The sequence below is a fragment of the Undibacterium sp. CCC3.4 genome (assembly GCF_034347425.1).
Classification (GTDB): Bacteria; Pseudomonadota; Gammaproteobacteria; order Burkholderiales; family Burkholderiaceae_D; genus Undibacterium.
On record NZ_CP133779.1, the window covers coordinates 3908141 to 3925599 of the forward strand.

The 17459-nt window shown below is 55.2% G+C and carries 14 protein-coding genes; 8 read left to right on the top strand and 6 right to left on the bottom strand.

Annotated elements, in window-relative coordinates; genetic code table 11:
- Positions 1-85: 85 nt before the first annotated feature.
- Positions 86-1228 carry a branched-chain amino acid ABC transporter substrate-binding protein gene (locus RHM61_RS17375; RefSeq protein ID WP_322248553.1) on the top strand — a complete coding sequence of 381 codons (1143 nt, stop codon included), beginning with the start codon at positions 86-88 and terminating at the stop codon, positions 1226-1228.
- A gap of 48 nt (positions 1229-1276) precedes the next feature.
- Here the strand turns inward: RHM61_RS17375 and RHM61_RS17380 are convergent, their stop codons facing one another.
- Positions 1277-2338, bottom strand: a complete 1062-nt coding sequence (locus tag RHM61_RS17380; protein ID WP_322248555.1) for a YqcI/YcgG family protein — start codon at positions 2336-2338, stop codon at positions 1277-1279.
- 153 nt (positions 2339-2491) lie between these two features.
- The gene (locus tag RHM61_RS17385) at positions 2492-3400 is read right to left on the bottom strand and encodes an alpha/beta fold hydrolase (RefSeq protein ID WP_322248556.1); all 909 of its coding nucleotides are present in this window, start codon (positions 3398-3400) and stop codon (positions 2492-2494) included.
- A gap of 190 nt (positions 3401-3590) precedes the next feature.
- Between RHM61_RS17385 and RHM61_RS17390 the strand changes: the two genes are divergently transcribed.
- A complete protein-coding gene (locus tag RHM61_RS17390; protein WP_322248558.1) occupies positions 3591-4526 on the top strand; it encodes a histone deacetylase family protein in 936 nt (311 codons plus the stop codon).
- A 52-nt stretch (positions 4527-4578) separates the two neighbouring features.
- Positions 4579-7221, top strand: a complete 2643-nt coding sequence (locus RHM61_RS17395; RefSeq protein ID WP_322248559.1) for a bifunctional acetate--CoA ligase family protein/GNAT family N-acetyltransferase — start codon at positions 4579-4581, stop codon at positions 7219-7221.
- A 21-nt stretch (positions 7222-7242) separates the two neighbouring features.
- Here RHM61_RS17395 and RHM61_RS17400 read toward each other — a convergent pair whose 3' ends face one another.
- The 4 genes from RHM61_RS17400 to RHM61_RS17415 all read right to left on the bottom strand — a co-directional run bounded on the left by RHM61_RS17400 (position 7243) and on the right by RHM61_RS17415 (position 11264).
- A complete protein-coding gene (locus RHM61_RS17400) occupies positions 7243-7830 on the bottom strand; it encodes a hypothetical protein (RefSeq protein ID WP_322248560.1) in 588 nt (195 codons plus the stop codon).
- Between the two features lie 113 nt (positions 7831-7943).
- Positions 7944-8873: a DUF4928 family protein gene (locus RHM61_RS17405; protein WP_322248562.1), complete on the bottom strand. Its 930-nt coding sequence runs from the start codon at positions 8871-8873 to the stop codon at positions 7944-7946.
- On the bottom strand, positions 8870-9991 hold the full coding sequence (locus tag RHM61_RS17410; protein WP_322248564.1) for a DNA cytosine methyltransferase: 1122 nt from the start codon (positions 9989-9991) through the stop codon (positions 8870-8872). Before RHM61_RS17410 ends, RHM61_RS17405 begins: the two co-directional genes overlap by 4 nt.
- Positions 9992-10319: 328 nt before the next feature.
- Positions 10320-11264 carry a glyoxylate/hydroxypyruvate reductase A gene (locus RHM61_RS17415; RefSeq protein ID WP_322248565.1) on the bottom strand — a complete coding sequence of 315 codons (945 nt, stop codon included), beginning with the start codon at positions 11262-11264 and terminating at the stop codon, positions 10320-10322.
- 96 nt (positions 11265-11360) lie between these two features.
- On the opposite strand from RHM61_RS17415, the gene RHM61_RS17420 reads away from it, so the two are divergent.
- The 5 genes from RHM61_RS17420 (at position 11361) to lysS (ending at position 17397) form a co-directional block, all read left to right on the top strand.
- Positions 11361-11789: a reverse transcriptase-like protein gene (locus RHM61_RS17420; protein WP_322248567.1), complete on the top strand. Its 429-nt coding sequence runs from the start codon at positions 11361-11363 to the stop codon at positions 11787-11789.
- A 146-nt stretch (positions 11790-11935) separates the two neighbouring features.
- Complete coding sequence (locus tag RHM61_RS17425) at positions 11936-14140, top strand: YgiQ family radical SAM protein (RefSeq protein ID WP_322251123.1); 2205 nt, start codon at positions 11936-11938, stop codon at positions 14138-14140.
- A gap of 144 nt (positions 14141-14284) precedes the next feature.
- Positions 14285-14575: a hypothetical protein gene (locus RHM61_RS17430; RefSeq protein WP_322248569.1), complete on the top strand. Its 291-nt coding sequence runs from the start codon at positions 14285-14287 to the stop codon at positions 14573-14575.
- Positions 14576-14671: 96 nt separating this feature from the next.
- Positions 14672-15776, top strand: a protein-coding gene (gene prfB, locus RHM61_RS17435) for a peptide chain release factor 2 (protein WP_322248571.1) whose coding sequence is annotated in 2 segments (ribosomal slippage) — positions 14672-14752 and positions 14754-15776 — 1104 coding nt in all. Because the reading frame shifts where the segments join, the coding sequence is not laid out codon by codon here.
- Between the two features lie 88 nt (positions 15777-15864).
- Complete coding sequence (gene lysS / locus RHM61_RS17440; RefSeq protein ID WP_322248572.1) at positions 15865-17397, top strand: lysine--tRNA ligase; 1533 nt, start codon at positions 15865-15867, stop codon at positions 17395-17397.
- Positions 17398-17459 lie beyond the last annotated feature (62 nt).

Below are 17459 nucleotides of genomic sequence, written 5' to 3' on the forward strand. Positions count from 1 at the left end.
TCAACGAGTAGACGCGTCCCTACGCCCTCTTTAAGAGGTGGTGACGCGTTTCACCTTACATTCCAAAAACTATTGCGAGTAAATTATGGCATTCAAATTAAGCATGGTCTCGCTGGCGATTGCCAGCACAGTTATCAGTTTTGCAGCGGCAGCACAGGAAGTACAGGTCAAGATTGGCCATGCTGGGCCAATTTCTGGCGGCATCGCACATATTGGAAAAGATAATGAAAACGGCGTCAGAATGGCGGTTGAACAGCTCAATGCCAAGGGCGTCATGATCGGCGGTAAGAAAGCCCGTTTCAGCCTCTTGGCAGAAGACGATGCCGGCGACCCCAAGCAAGCCACTTCGGTAGCGCAGAAACTGGTCGATGCCAAAGTCAGCGGCGTGATCGGCCACGTAACTTCCGGCGCCAGCATTCCAGCCTCACGCATTTACAATCACGCCGGCATTCCGGAGATCAGCGCCGGCACTTCGCACCCGAAATACACCTTGCAAGGCTTTCCGGTAACGTTTCGCGTCACAGCCAACGATGGCCAACTCGGCGCGGCAGTCGGGCGCTATGCGGTAGAGGTTAGCAAGGCCAAAAAGATTGCCGTCATCGATGATAAAACCGCCTACGGCCAGGGTTTGGCAAACGAATTCATCAAGAGTGCCAAAGCAGCTGGCGGCGACGTGGTGGTGCGTGAACATACCACCGACAAGGCCACCGATTTTGCCGCGGTACTCACCTCGGTCAAAGCTAAAAAACCCGATATGATTTTCTTTGCCGGTTTGGAAAGCACGGCCGGGCCTATGCTGCGTCAAATGAAAGCCTTGGGCATGAATACCAAGTTCATGGGTGGCGACGCTATTTGTACACCTAACTTGCCCAAGTTTGCCGGCGATAGCATGGCCGACGAACAAGTCGTCTGCGCCTCGGCCGGCGGCGTGCCTGCTGAGCAAAAGCCAGCCTATGATCAATGGCGTGCCGATTACAAGAAAAGATTTGGTATAGAGACGCAACTTTACGCTGGACAAGCTTACGATGCCACCATGACCATGGTTCAAGCCATGCAAGATGCCGGCTCATCCGAACCGGCCAAGTACTTGCCATTCTTAAAGAAAATCCATTATCGCGGCATCAGCGGCGATATCAGTTTCGATAACAATGGCGATCTCAACCATGCCCCTATCACCTTGTACACTTACCGAGGTGGGAAGATCGAAGCGCTGAGCGTGACTAAATAAACGCCACGCCGCGCGATGACGATGTGCCATTGCGGCGCATCATCAGCATTAATTTATCAGGTGATGCCTGAGCATGCGTGTGGCGATGACATATAAGCACCCTGCCGGTCCGGCCACGGAACGGTGGATCGTCTGTGCCGGCAGCAAGATGCGATCGCCGGGCTGACACACAAATACCTGCTCGATGGTGGCAAATTGCATGCTGCCTTCGATGACATGTAAGGTTTCATCGGTAGCATGGCTGTGCCAGGCGTGTTCGCGGTTCGGCGTATCGAATTGCACTTCGACCGAACCGGTCGGCGGTAAGAGTTCGCGTATCACTGTTTCGATGGCGTAGTGGCCGGTTTGCTGGAACAAGACGGCGCGCGGCGCGGCGGCGGCATGTTTGAATGGGCAACGTAGCGGCGCGCTGTTGTCGTCGCGCAGAAAGTACTGGTGCCACTCGCGGTTCTCTGCTGCGCCAAAGCTGCCGAGGAAAGCTGTGATGGCGACCTCATCAAACTCATGCAGACGCTTCCTGATTTCACTTCTCACTTTTTGCGCATTCGCTGCCGTCGGACCGATTACATCCTCGAACACCCAGCGCGGTTGAAAGCTCAGCATGAAATAAGGATGGTAGCGACTGTGTCTGCGACGATGCGAAGGCGTGTTGCAAACAACGAACATTGCTTGCCCTGCAAAAGAAAATTCCCAGCTGCTGTCGCTGGGATTGGTGGCGATGTCAGTTGGCCACGGCCGACTGTCGAGGCGGTGCACGCCATTGAGCAAATTCCAAAAACACTGTTCGTAGTGCGGCACGCCCTGATCGCGGGTTTCATTGAAAAATACTACCAAGGACGTGTTTTTACCGAATAGTCGGGCATTCGGCAGGTAACTCTGCAGTGAGGCGGCCAGCTCCTGCAGCGCCGCTTCGTTGCCACCCTGCTCTACCAGCGGCGCGTGGTCGATGAAAGCGTAGCGCAACTGATCGTTATGCCAGCCGGCAATGCCAAGCGTGCACGGGAACGGTCGAGCATTGTCGTTCAGAATATGGGCGAACTCCGTGTAAGCTTGCATTTCCCAGCGTCCCGCGAAGCTGGTGTCAATTTCGGCTTTGGCATAATATCTCATCTCCGTCTCCATCTCCGATCAGGAAAGTCCTTGTGCATGCGTCATGACGCCGCCATCTGCCCGCGGCCATGTCAAATCATACGGAACAAGGAGAGGTTTCGATACAATCTTTTAGGCAACTAATTATCTGAATAATAATTATTGATGGCTGTTTCAAGCTGCATTGAACGCAGCGAGAAAGCGCGTGCAGCGCGCTGCCACGACGGCAGCCTGCTCAAGCATGGGTAAATGGCCGCACTCAGGCACAATCAGCAGCGCGCTGCCGCTGATACGCGCATGCAGCAAGGCCGCGCCATCGACATGGCTGATTTTGTCATCGGCACCCCAGATGATCAGGGTTGGCAGATGTAATTGCGCCAGTACGGCGCTTTGGTCAAGATCACGTCGCAGATCGGCGGCGATTTTCAGATCGATGGCATGGCGTGCTATTTTTTGCCGCGCCAATAAGTGCAGCAAGGGCCGCGGCAGGTAGGGCACACGGTACATGCTCAGTTCCAGCAAGAGTTTGAAATCATCGAGGCTGCCGATATCCATCAGTGGGTCTTTGCCACTCGTGCCGAGCACTGTCGTCAGAACAGAAGCCGGACCAGGCAGGCCGCCGACGTTGATAAGGATCAGCGAGACGCATAGTTGTGGCCGCCAATGCGCCAAACGCAGGGCAATCGCGGATCCCAGTCCGTTGCCGATCAAATGCACTTGAGATAAGGATAATTGCTCGATGAATTCGAGCACGCGCTCAGTTTGGCTATGCACATCGTATTCGAGTTCCAGATCGGCGCCACTGTCACCATGGCCGGGCAAATCGAGTATCAGCAAGCGCTGCCCGCGCCCGAACCGCGCCGCGCAAGCCAGCCAACTGTTTTTATCGGCACCGGCATCATGCAACAGCACGATGGCCGTGCCGGCGGCAGCATTATCGAGGTAGGCCACGCTACCGTAAGGCATCGGCATCGTCTGTTGCCGCAAACCGGCGCGCCGGCAGCGCGCCGCGATGGCGTGTCGAAACACTCGCGCCACCAGGTTTTCCCAGCTGTTTTTCAACATCGCAAACATCGTGAACATAGAGGGCTTCCGTAGCGCAATGACAAACAATCGGCCAGCATGCCACTGGCGTATTCAAAAAGCAACGACTGCGCAACAAAAGCCGCAACTGGCACGCCCACAACTTGATACAGCACAAAATCTGCCATCGCCCCTGCTCAAACGCGCTGCACTGGCCTACTATGGGAAACCTTCGTCATTACGGAAAGCCATGTTCGCCGCCTATATTACTCACAGCGATTGCCAAAAGCATGACATGGGCGATCAGCACCCGGAAAGTCCGCAACGACTCGGTGCCATCAACGATCAATTACTCATCAGCGGTTTGCTCGACCATATGCAGTGCTACGATGCGCCGCTGGTCAGCGCAGAGCAATTACTGCGCGCACATGACGCTGCCTATCTGGAGCAATTCGCCATGTCAGGTGCGAATGTGCCCGAAGATGCGTATACGCGCATCGACCCCGATACCCGTATCAACCCCTACTCGTATCGCGCCGCGCAGCGTGCTGCCGGTGCGGCGGTGCTGGCGACCGACCTGGTGCTCAGTGGTCAGGCGCGCGTGGCATTTTGCAATGTGCGTCCGCCCGGCCACCATGCCGAGCGCGCTGCCGCCGGTGGATTTTGTTTTTTTAACAATGTTGCCATCGCCATCCGCCATGCCCAAGCCGTGTACGGCATAGCCAGAATAGCCTTGGTCGATTTCGACGTCCATCATGGCAATGGCAGTGAAGATATTCTGCATGGCGATATGGGCGTGTTGATGTGCTCAAGCTTTGAAAAGGATATTTACCCGTTCAGCGGCGCTATTCCTCGTGGGCCGAATATGCTTAATATCGGCTTGCCGGCGCGTTCCGGTGGTGCGGTGTTTCGCGCGGCCGTCAGCAGCCATTGGCTGCCGGCATTGGAGGAATTTGCGCCGCAAATCGTGTTTATTTCGGCCGGCTTCGATGGCCACAAAGAAGATGACATGGGTAATCTAGGTTTGGTGGAAGCCGATTTCGCCTGGATCACGCGGCAATTGGTCGAACTGGCGGCACGCCACGCCGGCGGTCGCATCGTCTCTTGTCTGGAAGGCGGTTACGAACTCTCGCCCTTGGCGCGCAGCGTGGCCGCCCATGTACGGGTGTTAATCGGCGCGGACTGAACGAAGTTCGCTGCGGGCAGTTTGGTGAATGATTTTTTATACGGGAAACAAGATGGATAAGCATTATCTTTCGGCGCTGTTCGCGCCGCGTTCGCTGGTGGTCTTTGCCGGCACTGGCGAGGCCGAACAAACACCGTTGGCGCGGGTACTGAGCGCCCATCTGGCGGCCGACAAATTTGCCGGTCAAGTCAGTTTTCTTGACATTGGCATGAGCGGCACCCACAGCGATTTAGTGGCGGCACGCGCCGATCTGGTACTCATCGCCCTGCCCGATGAACAATTATGCACGGCACTCGATTTTGCCGGACGTTTGCAATGTAAAGCCGTACTGATCATTTCACACGGCGTAGCGGCGACAATGCGCACGACGCTGCATCAAATCGCCAGTCAGCATGGAATTTTTCTGCTCGGTCCCAACAGCATGGGTTTTCAGATTCCGAAAAACCAACTCAATGCCAGCACCCTCGGTCGCCTCGCCAAACCCGGCGGCATCGCCGTGCTGTCGCAATCGGGCGCATTGGCGAGTTCGATACTCGACTGGGCCGCCAAGGGCGGCATTGGTTTTTCTGCCGTCATTTCACTCGGCCCCGACAGCGCGGTCGATTTGGCCGATGCCCTCGATTATCTGGCACAAGACCGGCATACTCAGAGCATCGTGGTCTATCTCGAAGGCATACGCAATGCGCGTCGCTTCATGAGTGCCTTGCGTGCCGCCGCCAATGCGAAACCGGTCATCATCCTCAAAGCCAACCACAGCGGTGTCGATGCCGACAGTTTCGATGCCATTTTCGATACCGCTTTACAACGTGCCGGTGCGGTGCGGGTACGCTCGTTAGTACAATTATTCGCCGCCACCAAGTGTCTGTCGGCACGCCATCTGCCGATTGGACGGCGCTTGGCCATCATTTCCAATGGCGGCGGGCCGGCCGTGCTGGCACTCGATGCCGCGCACGCACTGGGTCTGCAACCGGTCGCCTTGGCGGCAGCAGCAGCACAAGCCTTGGCCGCGCAGCTTTCGCCGCTGGCCCAATTGAGTAACATCCTCGACCTCGGCCATGCCGCCGATGCCGGGCAATTTCGCGCCGCCCTCGAAGCCTGTGCCCACAGTAATGAAATCGATGGCATTTTAGTGATCCTTTCCCCCACCCCCGGAACTGATGACAGCTTGATCGCCCATGCCTTGGCCGAGCACTATGCCACACTTGGCAAGCCGCTGCTGACGTGCTGGATGGGCGATGAACAAGTCGCCCAAGCACGCACGATTCTGCATCGCGCGGCAATTCCGAGTTTTCGCACGCCGGAAGCAGCGGTCGACGCCTTCCATCATATTTCGCGCTTCCATCAAAATCAGCAATTGCTGCGCCAAGTCCCCGCACCCTTATCGCAATTGGCGAAACCCGATCTCGAAGGCGCACGCATACTGATAGAAAGCGTGCTGGCCGAACGACGGCGCGTGCTGACCGAGATGGAGTCGAAAGCCTTGCTGTCGGCATTCCATATTCCCGTCACCAAAACGATCTTGGCGCGCTCGGCCAATGAAGCCATGTTAGTCGCCAATCAGCTCGCTTATCCGGTAGCCTTGAAGATCGATGCGCCCGATATAAGCCACAAATCGGAAGTACAAGGGGTAGCCTTGAATATTCTCAATGGTGCCGGCGTACGCGATACCTGGCAAACCATGATGGCGACCGTCAGCCGATTGCGTCCCGAAGCCCGCATCAATGGCGTGACGGTACAAAATATGTCGGGCAAGCCGCTCGGTCGCGAACTCTATATCGGCATGCTCAGCGATCCCTTGTTCGGTCCGGTGATCGCTTTCGGTGCCGGCGGGGTGATGAGTGATTTGATCGCCGACCGCGCACTCGAACTGCCACCGTTAAACCAATTCTTGGCACAAGGTTTGATCGCACGCGCACGCGCCGCCGCCATGCTCGGTCCTTGGCACGGTGCGGCGGCGGTGCAGCGCGAAGCGCTCGAGCAAATTTTATTGCGGGTGTCGGAAATGGTGTGCGCGCTGCCGCAGTTACGCGAGCTCGATATCAATCCGGTCATCGTCGATCACGATGGGGCCTTGGTGGTCGATGCCCGCATCGTGGTTGACCATGCGCCGGCCGAACCGGGCAATTATCAGCATCTGGCGATTTCGCCGTATCCATCCGACCGCGAAACCGAATGGCCGCTGCGCGACGGCAGCCGTTATATTGTGCGTCCGTTGCATCCGCACGACGCCGATATGCTGCAAGCGCTGGTGCGCGGTTTGTCGGAGGAGAGCCGGTATTTTCGCTTCGTCTCATCGATGCGCGAATTATCCGAGCGCATGCTGGCGCAATTCACGCTGATCGATTACGACCGTGAAATGGCGCTGGTGGCGATTTACCCACAGCGCAGCGTCGATGAACATGGACGCATCAGCGAAAGCGAGTGCATCATTGGGGTATCGCGCTATGTTACCAACCCGGACAAGAGCAGTTGTGAATTTTCCCTGCTGATTGCCGACCAATTCAGCGGCCAAGGGCTGGGCTCACGCATGATGATGTCCATCATTGATGTCGCGCGCAGCCGTGGTTTGAGTCAGATCGAAGGTTTGGTATTGAGTAATAACAGCGGCATGCTCAAGCTCATGCGCAGCCTCGGCTTTCGCGTCGGCGTGTATGAAGAAGATCGTGACTTCAAGCTCTGCGTGAAAACTTTGTAGTCAGCGGTAACGGCGCTTGACTCAGGCGCTGGTATCGAGAAAACTGCCCACTGCGACACTGCCCTGCACATTGGCTGCCACCAGTTTGAGAAATGATTGCAAACTGGTTTGGCTGGGGTTGCCGCCACTATCGGTGATCAGGCTGTTGAACGATTTTTGCAGGCTGCCGCTGGCTTCGCTGCTGCCATTGTCGAGCTGGGTAACGAGTTTTTGTAAGCTGCTTTGTAATTTGGCCGTCGGGCTCGAAGAGTCGAGTTGGACTGCGGCGACTGCCGCACTGTTGCTGGTAGAGTTAGTGGTCGACGCGGACAGGCCGGGCAGCGAAGAATACAAATTACTGAGAAAATCGGACGAAGACTGCTCAGTGGTCGAGGACAACAAGCTCGACAAGTCGGCACCGGAATTCACTTGTGCCAAGGCCTGCTGTAATGCGGCGGCAAGGCTGCTGCTGTTTCCCGAGCTGGCCGCCGAAGTGGCATTGCTATTGGTTGTGCCGGTCAACACGGCACTCAGTGCGCTGGCCGAAGTCGCCGCCGTGGCACCACTGCTGCTGCCGGTAAGCTTGCCGATAGCTTGGTAATTAGTTGCGCCCAACGAAGCGATGCTCATGATTTCTCCCGAATTGCATGCAGAATTACATTCTCGGCCAGCTTGGCCGGCATGTCAATCGACGTTCGTGCGGGTTCATGCGAAAATAATGGCTGCGATGCGGGTGGCGAGCATCAACTGACTGAAATTTGTAAACTTGGATCTGTTTCGCACGATCGAACAACTTCATTGTAGCGCTCCACCAGTCGCTCAACCGTGACTCTCCGCTCAGCAGTTTTGAATTGACTGAGCTCATAGACGTTGGTGGCAATGAATTGTTCTACTTCCAAGATATCAATGCGACCTGCGATACCTTGTATTTCAGCCAAGGATTCTGCTGCTGGCATACTCGCGTAGGTCGTGACGATGATGGGTCTGACACCAGAGTGAAGATTTCCTTCGCATTTACGCATGAGCGCCTCACCCGGAGCGCTGGTAACATGGATGACGACCTCATCAATAATAAAATCACCACCGCGGGAACTCATTGCATCTGAAACAGAAAAACCATGGTTCTGCACAACGCTCTCAGCTAATACGAGACTGAGTTTGGCACCGACCAAATGCTGCATGACCGCCCCTGCATACATCGTCCCTGGATTTTCTTTTTGCCGTTTGATTGCTTGTTGCAGCAGGTCTCGTACTATCGCACGCAAAGAGATGCTGGTATCGTATTTCAACACAAAAGGCTTGGCAGCAAAAAAATCTTTCACCCGCTCTACCCACCACGCTTCGATCACAGGCATATCAGCTAAATCATCTTGATGGAGTTGATTCAGAAAAGTAACATACTGCTGCATATTTCCCAAACTTCCACGACTGGTGCGGCCACCTTCCTCCGCCAGAACCCGCGATTCCCCATGTTCTTTCAGAATCGATTGCACCGCAGATTTTCCTAATCCCAGTACCTGCCCTTGACTATCTGTCAGCAACACCGACGAGTCAAGTGGCAAGCCTTCGTTTTTCGCAAGGCGGGTCACAAAGAGAATCGAGGCAAGTTTTCCTTTTGAAGTTAATTTATTGCTTTTTTGATACTCAACAAGTATTTCAATGAGTTTGCTCATGCAATTACTTTCAGCAAGGGAGAAAGCAAAAATTCCGCAAGAAACCGGGCGCATGGTGCTGCTACAGCGTCACCCATTGCCATATAACCATCGTTATACGATCCAGGAAGTTGGAAAGATTCCGGCGCACCCATAAGACGAGCCGTTTCACGTACCGTCAGCAGTCGTGTCAGAAGTTTTTTATTTTTTTTTATGACTAAAAACTGCCGACTACTGCCACCTTTCGGTGTGCGTAGACACCCCGCAACCCCATCAAAACGCAACTCGAGAACTTGCTTCGATGCCCGCGTTCGCTTATAGCCAGGCGCAGCGACAACGCTTGCATGGTCCAGCATTTTTCTGTGCTTATCAGGAATCAAGGCTATATTGCGTGCAGACTTTTCCTCATCATCGCACTGCGCAGTCCATTCGATAATATCGTTGAGATGAATTTTTCGCGGCTCGGGTGCGGCCAGCTTCCACCACAACCAGCCATCAAGGTCTTTTGCCGCAGTGACGAAGGCTTTCGGATGCAGCCAAGTCGGGCCATCGGTCAAAAGCTGCGCTGGAATCACCAGCGCTTCTTTCACCGCAATGACAAAAACCCTTGGTCGAGAATGCGGCACCCAATGTACGGCATCCAACTGTATCGCACCAACGACATAGCCGCGCTTGCGCAGCGCTGCATGCAGCATGCGATACTGACTGCCACCGTCTACCGACATCAATCCGGTCACATTTTCAGCGACCAAAATTTCAGGCATTTCCGTCATTTCATCCATTACGCGCAACCACTCCCACACCAAACCGCTGCGCTTACCATCTATTCCGGCAATGAGACCAGCCAAGGATAAATCCTGACAAGGAAAGCTGGCCCAAGAAAGCGGTGCCGCTGGCAGGCTTGCACCTTTAATATCGGCTATCGAGCCAAGGTGGAAATGCTGTTTGCCATGGTTGGCATGATAAACAGCAGCCTTTTTTTCGGAAATATCGTTTGCCCAGATCGCTGTGAAATTCTGTTTTAAAGCATAAGCAACCAGACCACTGCCGGCAAAAAATTCAAGATAGCCAGGCAGTACGCTTTTCCCATTTTTCATGGCGCGCCGCGGAAATGCTGCGGCACTTGCTTGTCGGTCCATTATATTTCCTCAGTATTTCGATTACACATGCGTGCCAAGCCACTTAAGGAAGCGCAGATTTAATCCAAGTGGTTTGCCCGCCGCCACTGAGGCGCACTGCTGCGTTGCCTTTTGCTGTCAATAGCTCGCTATTGACAGCAAAAGACGCCTTGCATTGCATCCTCATTGGCAACGGACAATTCCACAGCGATTAAATCCGCGCTTCCTTAACGTTTTTTTGCACTGTACACGCATACAGCTTTTCTGGTCAAGGTCGCGTTCCCTTTTCAGTTCATGTAATTAAGCCATACCTTCGACGAGGTATGAATGTTTTACCGCTCTGCATTTCTCAATACCCCAGCGCACGATCCACCGTCGCCGGCAAACTGCCATCGGCATGGTATTGCCGGATCGTGGCAGCGACGATGGCTGCGGCGCTGGCGCGGTCGGTTGGTGCCGAGCAATGCGGCAGCACGCTCACTGCCGGGTGCTGCCATTGCCAGGCCTCGGCTGGCAAGGGTTCGCTGCGAAATACATCGAGTACGGCATGGCTGAGGTGACCGTCGTCGAGTGCGGCACGCAAATCCTGATCGACGACGATGGCACCGCGGGCGAAATTGATCAAGGATGCGCCGGTCGGCAGTTGCCGCAGCATGGATGCATCGAGCAAGTCGCGCGTGGCGGCTGTCAAAGGTAACAAGCACACGAGGATGTTGGTTTGCGCTAACAGCAGCGGCAATTCGGCGGCCCCGGCAAAGCAGCGCACGCCGCTTATTTGTTTGGTTTCACGACTCCAGCCAGCTACTTTAAATCCGGCAGCGAGCAAACTGCGCGCCGCGGCCGCGCCGAGTGCACCCAAGCCCAATAAGCCGATGGTTTGACTGCCGGCGCTACGGTACGGCCGCGCCTGCCACAGGCCTTGTCGCTGTTGCCGCGCATAGGCCGGCATCTCGCGATGCAGGTACAAAGTCCAGGCCAGCACGGCTTCGGCCATGGTCGCCGCCAATTGCGGGTCAAGCAAACGCACCAGCGGCCACGCCTGCGGCCCGGCCTCCTGCAGCAAACGTTCGACGCCGGCCCAGACGCTGTGGACCCATTGCAATTGCGGCAGTTGCTGCAATTGGGCCGGTTCGGGATTAGCGACGATGGCGATGCGCACCGCCTTTTTTTCCGTTTCGCTGAGGGTAGAGAAAGCGACGATGCGCTGTTCGGGCAAGGCGGCCTGCAAGGCGGCGACCCAGTTGGCGGTGGTGGCGGCATCGCTGGCTAAAAAGGGAATGACAGAAGTCGGCATAGGGAAAATCGATGAAGTAGTGGTCGCACAGCGCGTAACAGTGGTGATTTTACGCCGGAACGGCTAGCATGAGCGCTTGGAAAATCAGGAACGCCCATGCCCAAAGCAGTAAACATACATGAAACCAGCGACTGGAATGCCTGGTTTGACGGCTCAGCCAAACCGAACCCCGGCGCATGCCTGCTCGCTTGCATCGTGCGCGGACCGGCCGGCGAAGTGCATCAGCAAACTCGCGCACTCGGTTATGGTGACAGCAGCGATGCCGAATACCAGGCGCTGATCGCGGCGCTGGAATTGCTGCTGGCTTTACTCGGCCCGGCACCGACCGTGAGCATACTGCTGCGCGGTGACAGCCAGGTGGTGATCAATGACGTGCTCGGCAGTAGCGCCGCGGCAGTGCGCCTGCAAGACTACCGCGCACGTGCCTGCACTCTGATGGCACAATTGCCCGGACTGCGCCTGAAATGGGTTCCACGACACAAGAATACCGAAGCCGATGCCCTGCTGCGTGCGCCAAGCGTTTGATTCTTCAGCATAATTTATCAGCTCGCCGGCAAACGCGCGCAGATTCCGGTACAATCGCGCCCATGAATCCTCAGCCTAAAAATCTTTTCTCGTTCCCGCGCTTTCGCACCGATGTCGGTGGCAGCCACACCGCGCCCTTCTTGCCTATGTCTCGCGCCGAAATGGATGTGCTGGGCTGGGACAGTTGCGATGTCATTTTAGTCACCGGCGACGCTTATATCGACCATCCGAGTTTCGGCATGGCGCTGATCGGCCGCTTGCTCGAGCATCACGGTTTTCGCGTCGGAATCATCAGCCAACCGGATTGGCAATCGGCGGCGGCGTTTCGAGTGCTCGGTAAGCCGAATCTGTATTTCGGCGTCACCGCCGGGAATATGGATTCCATGGTCAACCGCTACACGGCCGATCGCAAAATCCGCTCGGAAGATGCCTACACCCCGGATGGCGACCGCAGCAAGCGGCCCGACCGCGCCTTGGTGGTGTATGCCCAGCGTGCACGCGAAGCCTTCCCCGATGCCAACATCGTCGTCGGCAGCATCGAAGCGAGCTTACGCCGGATTGCCCACTACGATTATTGGTCGGATAAAGTACGTCGTTCGGTCTTACCCGATTCCAAGGCCGATATTTTATTGTTCGGCAATGCAGAACGCGCGCTGATCGATCTCAGCCATCGTCTCGGTCAAGGCGAAGCGATAGAACAGATTCGCGATTTGCGTGGCACGGCTTTCATGGTGGCACGCGGTTGGCTGCCGGATGCGGAATGGAGCGAAATTAACTCGATCAAGCTCGATACCCCGGGCAAGGTAGAAACGCATACCGATCCGTATGCGATGACGCCGGAAAAAGACGCCAAATGCGCCACCGACGGCAGTGCTGCAGCGGCACCGACCCCTGACGTGGTGGCACAACAAGCGATCCGCATCATGAGCCGCGAAGAGCGGCAACTGATGTTGCGCAATAAATTACATAAGTCGGTGATCCGCTTGCCCTCGTTTGATCAAGTCAAGGACGATGCCGTGATGTATGCGCATGCCTCGCGCGTGTTCCATCTGGAAGCCAATCCTGGCAATGCCAAGGCTTTGGTGCAGGGACACGGCGAGCGCGATGTCTGGCTCAATCCGCCGCCGCTGCCGCTGGCGATGGATGAAATGGATGGCGTGTACGACCGCGCGTATGCGCGTGCGCCGCATCCGGCCTATGGCAAGGCCAAGATTCCGGCTTGGGACATGATACGTTTCTCGGTCAATATCATGCGTGGCTGTTTCGGTGGCTGTACTTTCTGTTCGATCACCGAACATGAAGGACGCATCATTCAAAGCCGCTCGGAACCGTCGATTTTGCGTGAGATTGAAGAAATTCGCGACAAGGTCAAGGGCTTTACCGGCACCATTTCCGATCTTGGCGGCCCGACTGCAAATATGTATCGACTCGCTTGTAAAGATAAGAACATCGAAGAATCGTGCCGCCGCTTGTCGTGCGTGTATCCGTCGATTTGCTCGAATCTCGGTACCGACCACAGCAAATTGATTTCGATTTATCGTAAGGCGCGCGCCCTGCCCGGCATCAAGAAAATTCTGATCAGCTCAGGCCTGCGCTACGATTTGGCCGTCCGTTCCCCCGAGTATGTGAAAGAATTGGTGACCCACCACGTCGGTGGTTTGTTGAAAATCGCACCGGAACATACTGAAGCCGATACACTGTCAAAGATGATGAAGCCGGGTATAGGCAGCTATGACGAGTTCAAACAAATGTTTGAAAAATATTCGAAAGAAGCCAATAAAGAACAGTACCTGATTCCTTACTTCATCGCCGCCCATCCGGGCTCGACCGATGAAGATATGGTCAATCTGGCGATCTGGCTGAAGAAAAACGATTTCAAACTCGATCAGGTGCAAACCTTCATGCCCACGCCGATGGCACTGGCAACCACCATGTACCACACGCGTAAAAATCCGCTCAAGCGCGTCAGCGCCGATTCGGAAGCGGTGGAAACGGCTCGCTCGGGCAAGGTGCGCAAATTGCACAAGGCTTTGCTGCGCTATCATGCGCCGGAAAACTGGGAAATCATCCATGAAGCCTTGGTACGTATGGGCCGACGCGATCTGATCGGCAGCGCGCCACGCCATTTGATTCCGGCCCGACAACCGGCAATCCCCGTCACTATCGATCAAAGCGGCGTCGCTAATGGTCGTCGTGTCGCGGCACCGAAGGTCAACACTTACGGTAATAAACCGCCGCCGCGCGATGGCATTCCTTTGGCAGCACCGGCCAAGCGCCCTGCCTTGTCCTACAACCGCGCCAAACCACAGGCTGCTGCCAAGCCGGCCGCGGCGAAATCCGGTCGCCGCTGAGACGCGCCTGGCTGAGCAAAAAAGCTGCGTCCTGAATGGTTCAGAACGCAGCTTTTTTACATCAATTTGCTTTCCGGGAGGCAAGCTGAGGTAGAATCTTTGCAGCGATTCAGAGATTTTCCACAGCAAGCTCTCGGAGGCAGTATGAAGCATATGAAAACCGTTCTCATTCTTGAACATAGCGAAGAAGTGTTCGACAAACTGACCTGCGACGTCTGCGGTGCCGAGTCGCACTGGGATGAAAACTGGAGCGATGCCGAGCACGAAAAGCTCATCACCACGATTTCTTTGGAAGAAGAAGAGTCACTGTCGAGCGGTGGCCATACGAAAATCACGCAATACCATATTTGCCCCAACTGTTTCAAACAACATTTGGCGAAATGGTTACACAGCCACCGTCAAGCCGAACCGACGATTGCCAGTTCAGTCTGGTAAATAGCGAGTAAAAGCCGCCACTGCGCGGCTTTTACAAGACTAAGCACGGCAGCTCAGTTATAATGCAAGGTTTTATTGCATTAGAAAAGTGACATTATGGAAGCCGAACGCCTCAACAGTCTCTCCGCCCTGCTGGCCGACCTGACGGTCCGTGAAGTCGAACTTCGGAGGTATCTTTGACTTCGATATCAAGTCAGAGAAACTCGAACAAGTTAACGCCGAATTAGAAGACCCGAAAGTCTGGGATGACGCCAAGCGCGCCCAAGAACTCGGGAAAGAAAAAAAATCGCTGGAAACCATCGTCAACACGCTGATCGCGGCCGATGCCGGTCTGCGCGACGCCAATGAGCTGTTTGCCATGGCCCGCGAAGAAGCCGATGACGATACCCTCGAAGCGGTAGAAGCCGATGCCGAGGTATTGCGCGCCACGGTAGAGGGCATGGAATTCCGTCGCATGTTCAATAATCCTATGGATCCGAACAATTGCTTCATCGATGTGCAAGCCGGTGCCGGTGGTACTGAGGCACAAGACTGGGCTTCGATGTTATTGCGTCAGTATTTGCGCTATTGCGAACGCAAGGGTTTCAAGGTCGAAATTCTGGAGCAATCCGATGGCGACATCGCCGGCATTAAAACCGCGACACTCAAAGTGACCGGTGAGTATGCCTACGGCTATCTGCGCACCGAAACCGGGGTGCATCGCTTGGTACGCAAATCGCCGTTCGATTCCAATAACGGCCGCCACACTTCGTTTTCGAGTCTGTTTGTGTATCCGGAAGTCGATGAGTCATTTGCCATCGATATCAATCCGGCCGATGTGCGTACCGATACCTATCGCGCCTCCGGTGCCGGTGGTCAGCATATTAATAAAACCGATTCGGCGGTACGTCTCACGCATGGCCCATCGGGTATCGTGGTGCAGTGCCAGAATGATCGTAGCCAACACAGGAACCGCGCCGAAGCGTGGGAAATGCTGAAGGCAAAATTGTTCGAGCTGGAATTACGCAAGCGCATGAGCGAGAAACAAAATCTGGAAGATTCCAAGACCGACGTCGGCTGGGGGCATCAGATCCGCTCCTATGTGCTCGATCAATCGCGTATCAAGGACTTGCGTACCGGTTTCGAAACCGGCAATACCAAGGCGGTGCTCGACGGTGACATCGATGAATTCATCGCTGCATCACTCAAGCAAGGCGTCTGAGTTCCCGGTGCCGGCGCGCGCAGCGCCGGTACCTCGCATGCCACAACAAATCAGGCGGACTCCGGGTTCGCCGCATTGAGAGAAATCTATGTCAGAAATCCAGCATCCTGCCACCGAACTGCCGGTCGATGAACATTCCATCATCGCTGAACGGCGCGCCAAACTCGCGGCGATCCGTGCCAAGGGAATCGCCTTCCCCAACGATTTCCGCCCGCAATTCAACGCCGCTGAGCTGCAAGAAAAATACAGTGGCTTAGACCGTGAAGCGCTGGAAGCTTTGAACATTGAAGTCAGCGTGGCTGGTCGTATGATGCTCAAGCGCGAAGCCGGTAAAAAAGCCGCCTTTGCTACCCTGCAGGATGCCTCGGGGATTCGCGCCGATGGCCGCATTCAACTCTACATCACCGCCGACAAAACCGGCGTCGATGAAATGGAAGCGTTTCGTCACTATGACCTCGGCGATATTCTCGGCATCGTCGGTGTACTGTTCAAAACCAAAACCGACGAATTGACCATCAAGGTGACGACGCTGCGCATGCTGACCAAATCGCTGCGCCCCTTGCCGGACAAATTTCACGGTTTGGCAAATCAAGAAACCAAATACCGTCAACGCTATGTCGACCTGATCATGAGCGAAGAAACGCGCCGGACTTTTAAAGCGCGTACTGCAGCGATGACGTCGATTCGCAATTTCATGGCCGGCCATGACTTCATGGAAGTCGAAACGCCGATGTTGCACGTGATTCCAGGCGGTGCCGCGGCCAAGCCTTTCATCACTCACCACAATGCGCTCGATATGGAAATGTATCTGCGCATCGCGCCGGAGCTGTATTTGAAACGTCTGGTCGTGGGCGGTTTCAATCGCGTGTTTGAAGTCAATCGCAATTTCCGTAATGAGGGCGTATCACCACGTCATAATCCGGAATTCACGATGATGGAATTTTATGCCGCCTATGTCGATTACACCTGGCTCATGGGTTTCACCGAACAAGTGATACGCAAAGCGGCCATTGATGCGCACGGCACCGCGGTGCTGACTTATCAAGGGCGCGAGCTCGATTTGTCGCAAGCCTTCGAACGCCTGACCATCGTCGGTGCCATCAATAAATATGCACCGGCATACACGCAGGAACAATTGCATGATGCCGAATTCATCAAAACCGAATTGCTGAAATTCGGCGTCAAGCCGTTTGCCACCGCCGGTCTCGGTGCCTTGCAATTGGCCTTGTTTGAAGAAACTGCCGAAGCGCAGTTGTGGAACCCGACCTACATCATCGATTACCCGGTCGAAGTCTCGCCATTGGCGCGCGCCTCGGATACGACAGCCGGCATTACCGAACGCTTCGAGTTGTTCATGACCGGGCGCGAAATTGCCAACGGTTTTTCGGAATTGAACGATTCCGAAGACCAAGCCGCCCGCTTCCAGGCGCAAGTGGCCAATAAAGATGCCGGCGATGAAGAAGCCATGTATTACGATGCCGATTACATCCGCGCACTCGAATACGGTTTGCCACCGACCGGCGGTTGCGGCATCGGTATCGATCGTTTGATGATGTTGATCACCGATTCACCGAACATCCGTGATGTGATTTTGTTCCCGCATCTGCGTCGCGAAGATTAATTCTGCGCATCTTTGATCACACATAGCAACACCTGGGGACTGTCAAATTTTGCAGTCCCCTT

Coding starts and splice junctions, on each gene's coding strand:
- RHM61_RS17375 (WP_322248553.1), top strand. CDS start 86: ATGGCATTCAAATTAAGCATGGTCTCGCTGGCGATTGCCAGCACAGTT.
- RHM61_RS17380 (WP_322248555.1), bottom strand. CDS start 2,338: ATGAGATATTATGCCAAAGCCGAAATTGACACCAGCTTCGCGGGACGC.
- RHM61_RS17385 (WP_322248556.1), bottom strand. CDS start 3,400: ATGTTCACGATGTTTGCGATGTTGAAAAACAGCTGGGAAAACCTGGTG.
- RHM61_RS17390 (WP_322248558.1), top strand. CDS start 3,591: ATGTTCGCCGCCTATATTACTCACAGCGATTGCCAAAAGCATGACATG.
- RHM61_RS17395 (WP_322248559.1), top strand. CDS start 4,579: ATGGATAAGCATTATCTTTCGGCGCTGTTCGCGCCGCGTTCGCTGGTG.
- RHM61_RS17400 (WP_322248560.1), bottom strand. CDS start 7,830: ATGAGCATCGCTTCGTTGGGCGCAACTAATTACCAAGCTATCGGCAAG.
- RHM61_RS17405 (WP_322248562.1), bottom strand. CDS start 8,873: ATGAGCAAACTCATTGAAATACTTGTTGAGTATCAAAAAAGCAATAAA.
- RHM61_RS17410 (WP_322248564.1), bottom strand. CDS start 9,991: ATGGACCGACAAGCAAGTGCCGCAGCATTTCCGCGGCGCGCCATGAAA.
- RHM61_RS17415 (WP_322248565.1), bottom strand. CDS start 11,264: ATGCCGACTTCTGTCATTCCCTTTTTAGCCAGCGATGCCGCCACCACC.
- RHM61_RS17420 (WP_322248567.1), top strand. CDS start 11,361: ATGCCCAAAGCAGTAAACATACATGAAACCAGCGACTGGAATGCCTGG.
- RHM61_RS17425 (WP_322251123.1), top strand. CDS start 11,936: ATGTCTCGCGCCGAAATGGATGTGCTGGGCTGGGACAGTTGCGATGTC.
- RHM61_RS17430 (WP_322248569.1), top strand. CDS start 14,285: ATGAAGCATATGAAAACCGTTCTCATTCTTGAACATAGCGAAGAAGTG.
- lysS (WP_322248572.1), top strand. CDS start 15,865: ATGTCAGAAATCCAGCATCCTGCCACCGAACTGCCGGTCGATGAACAT.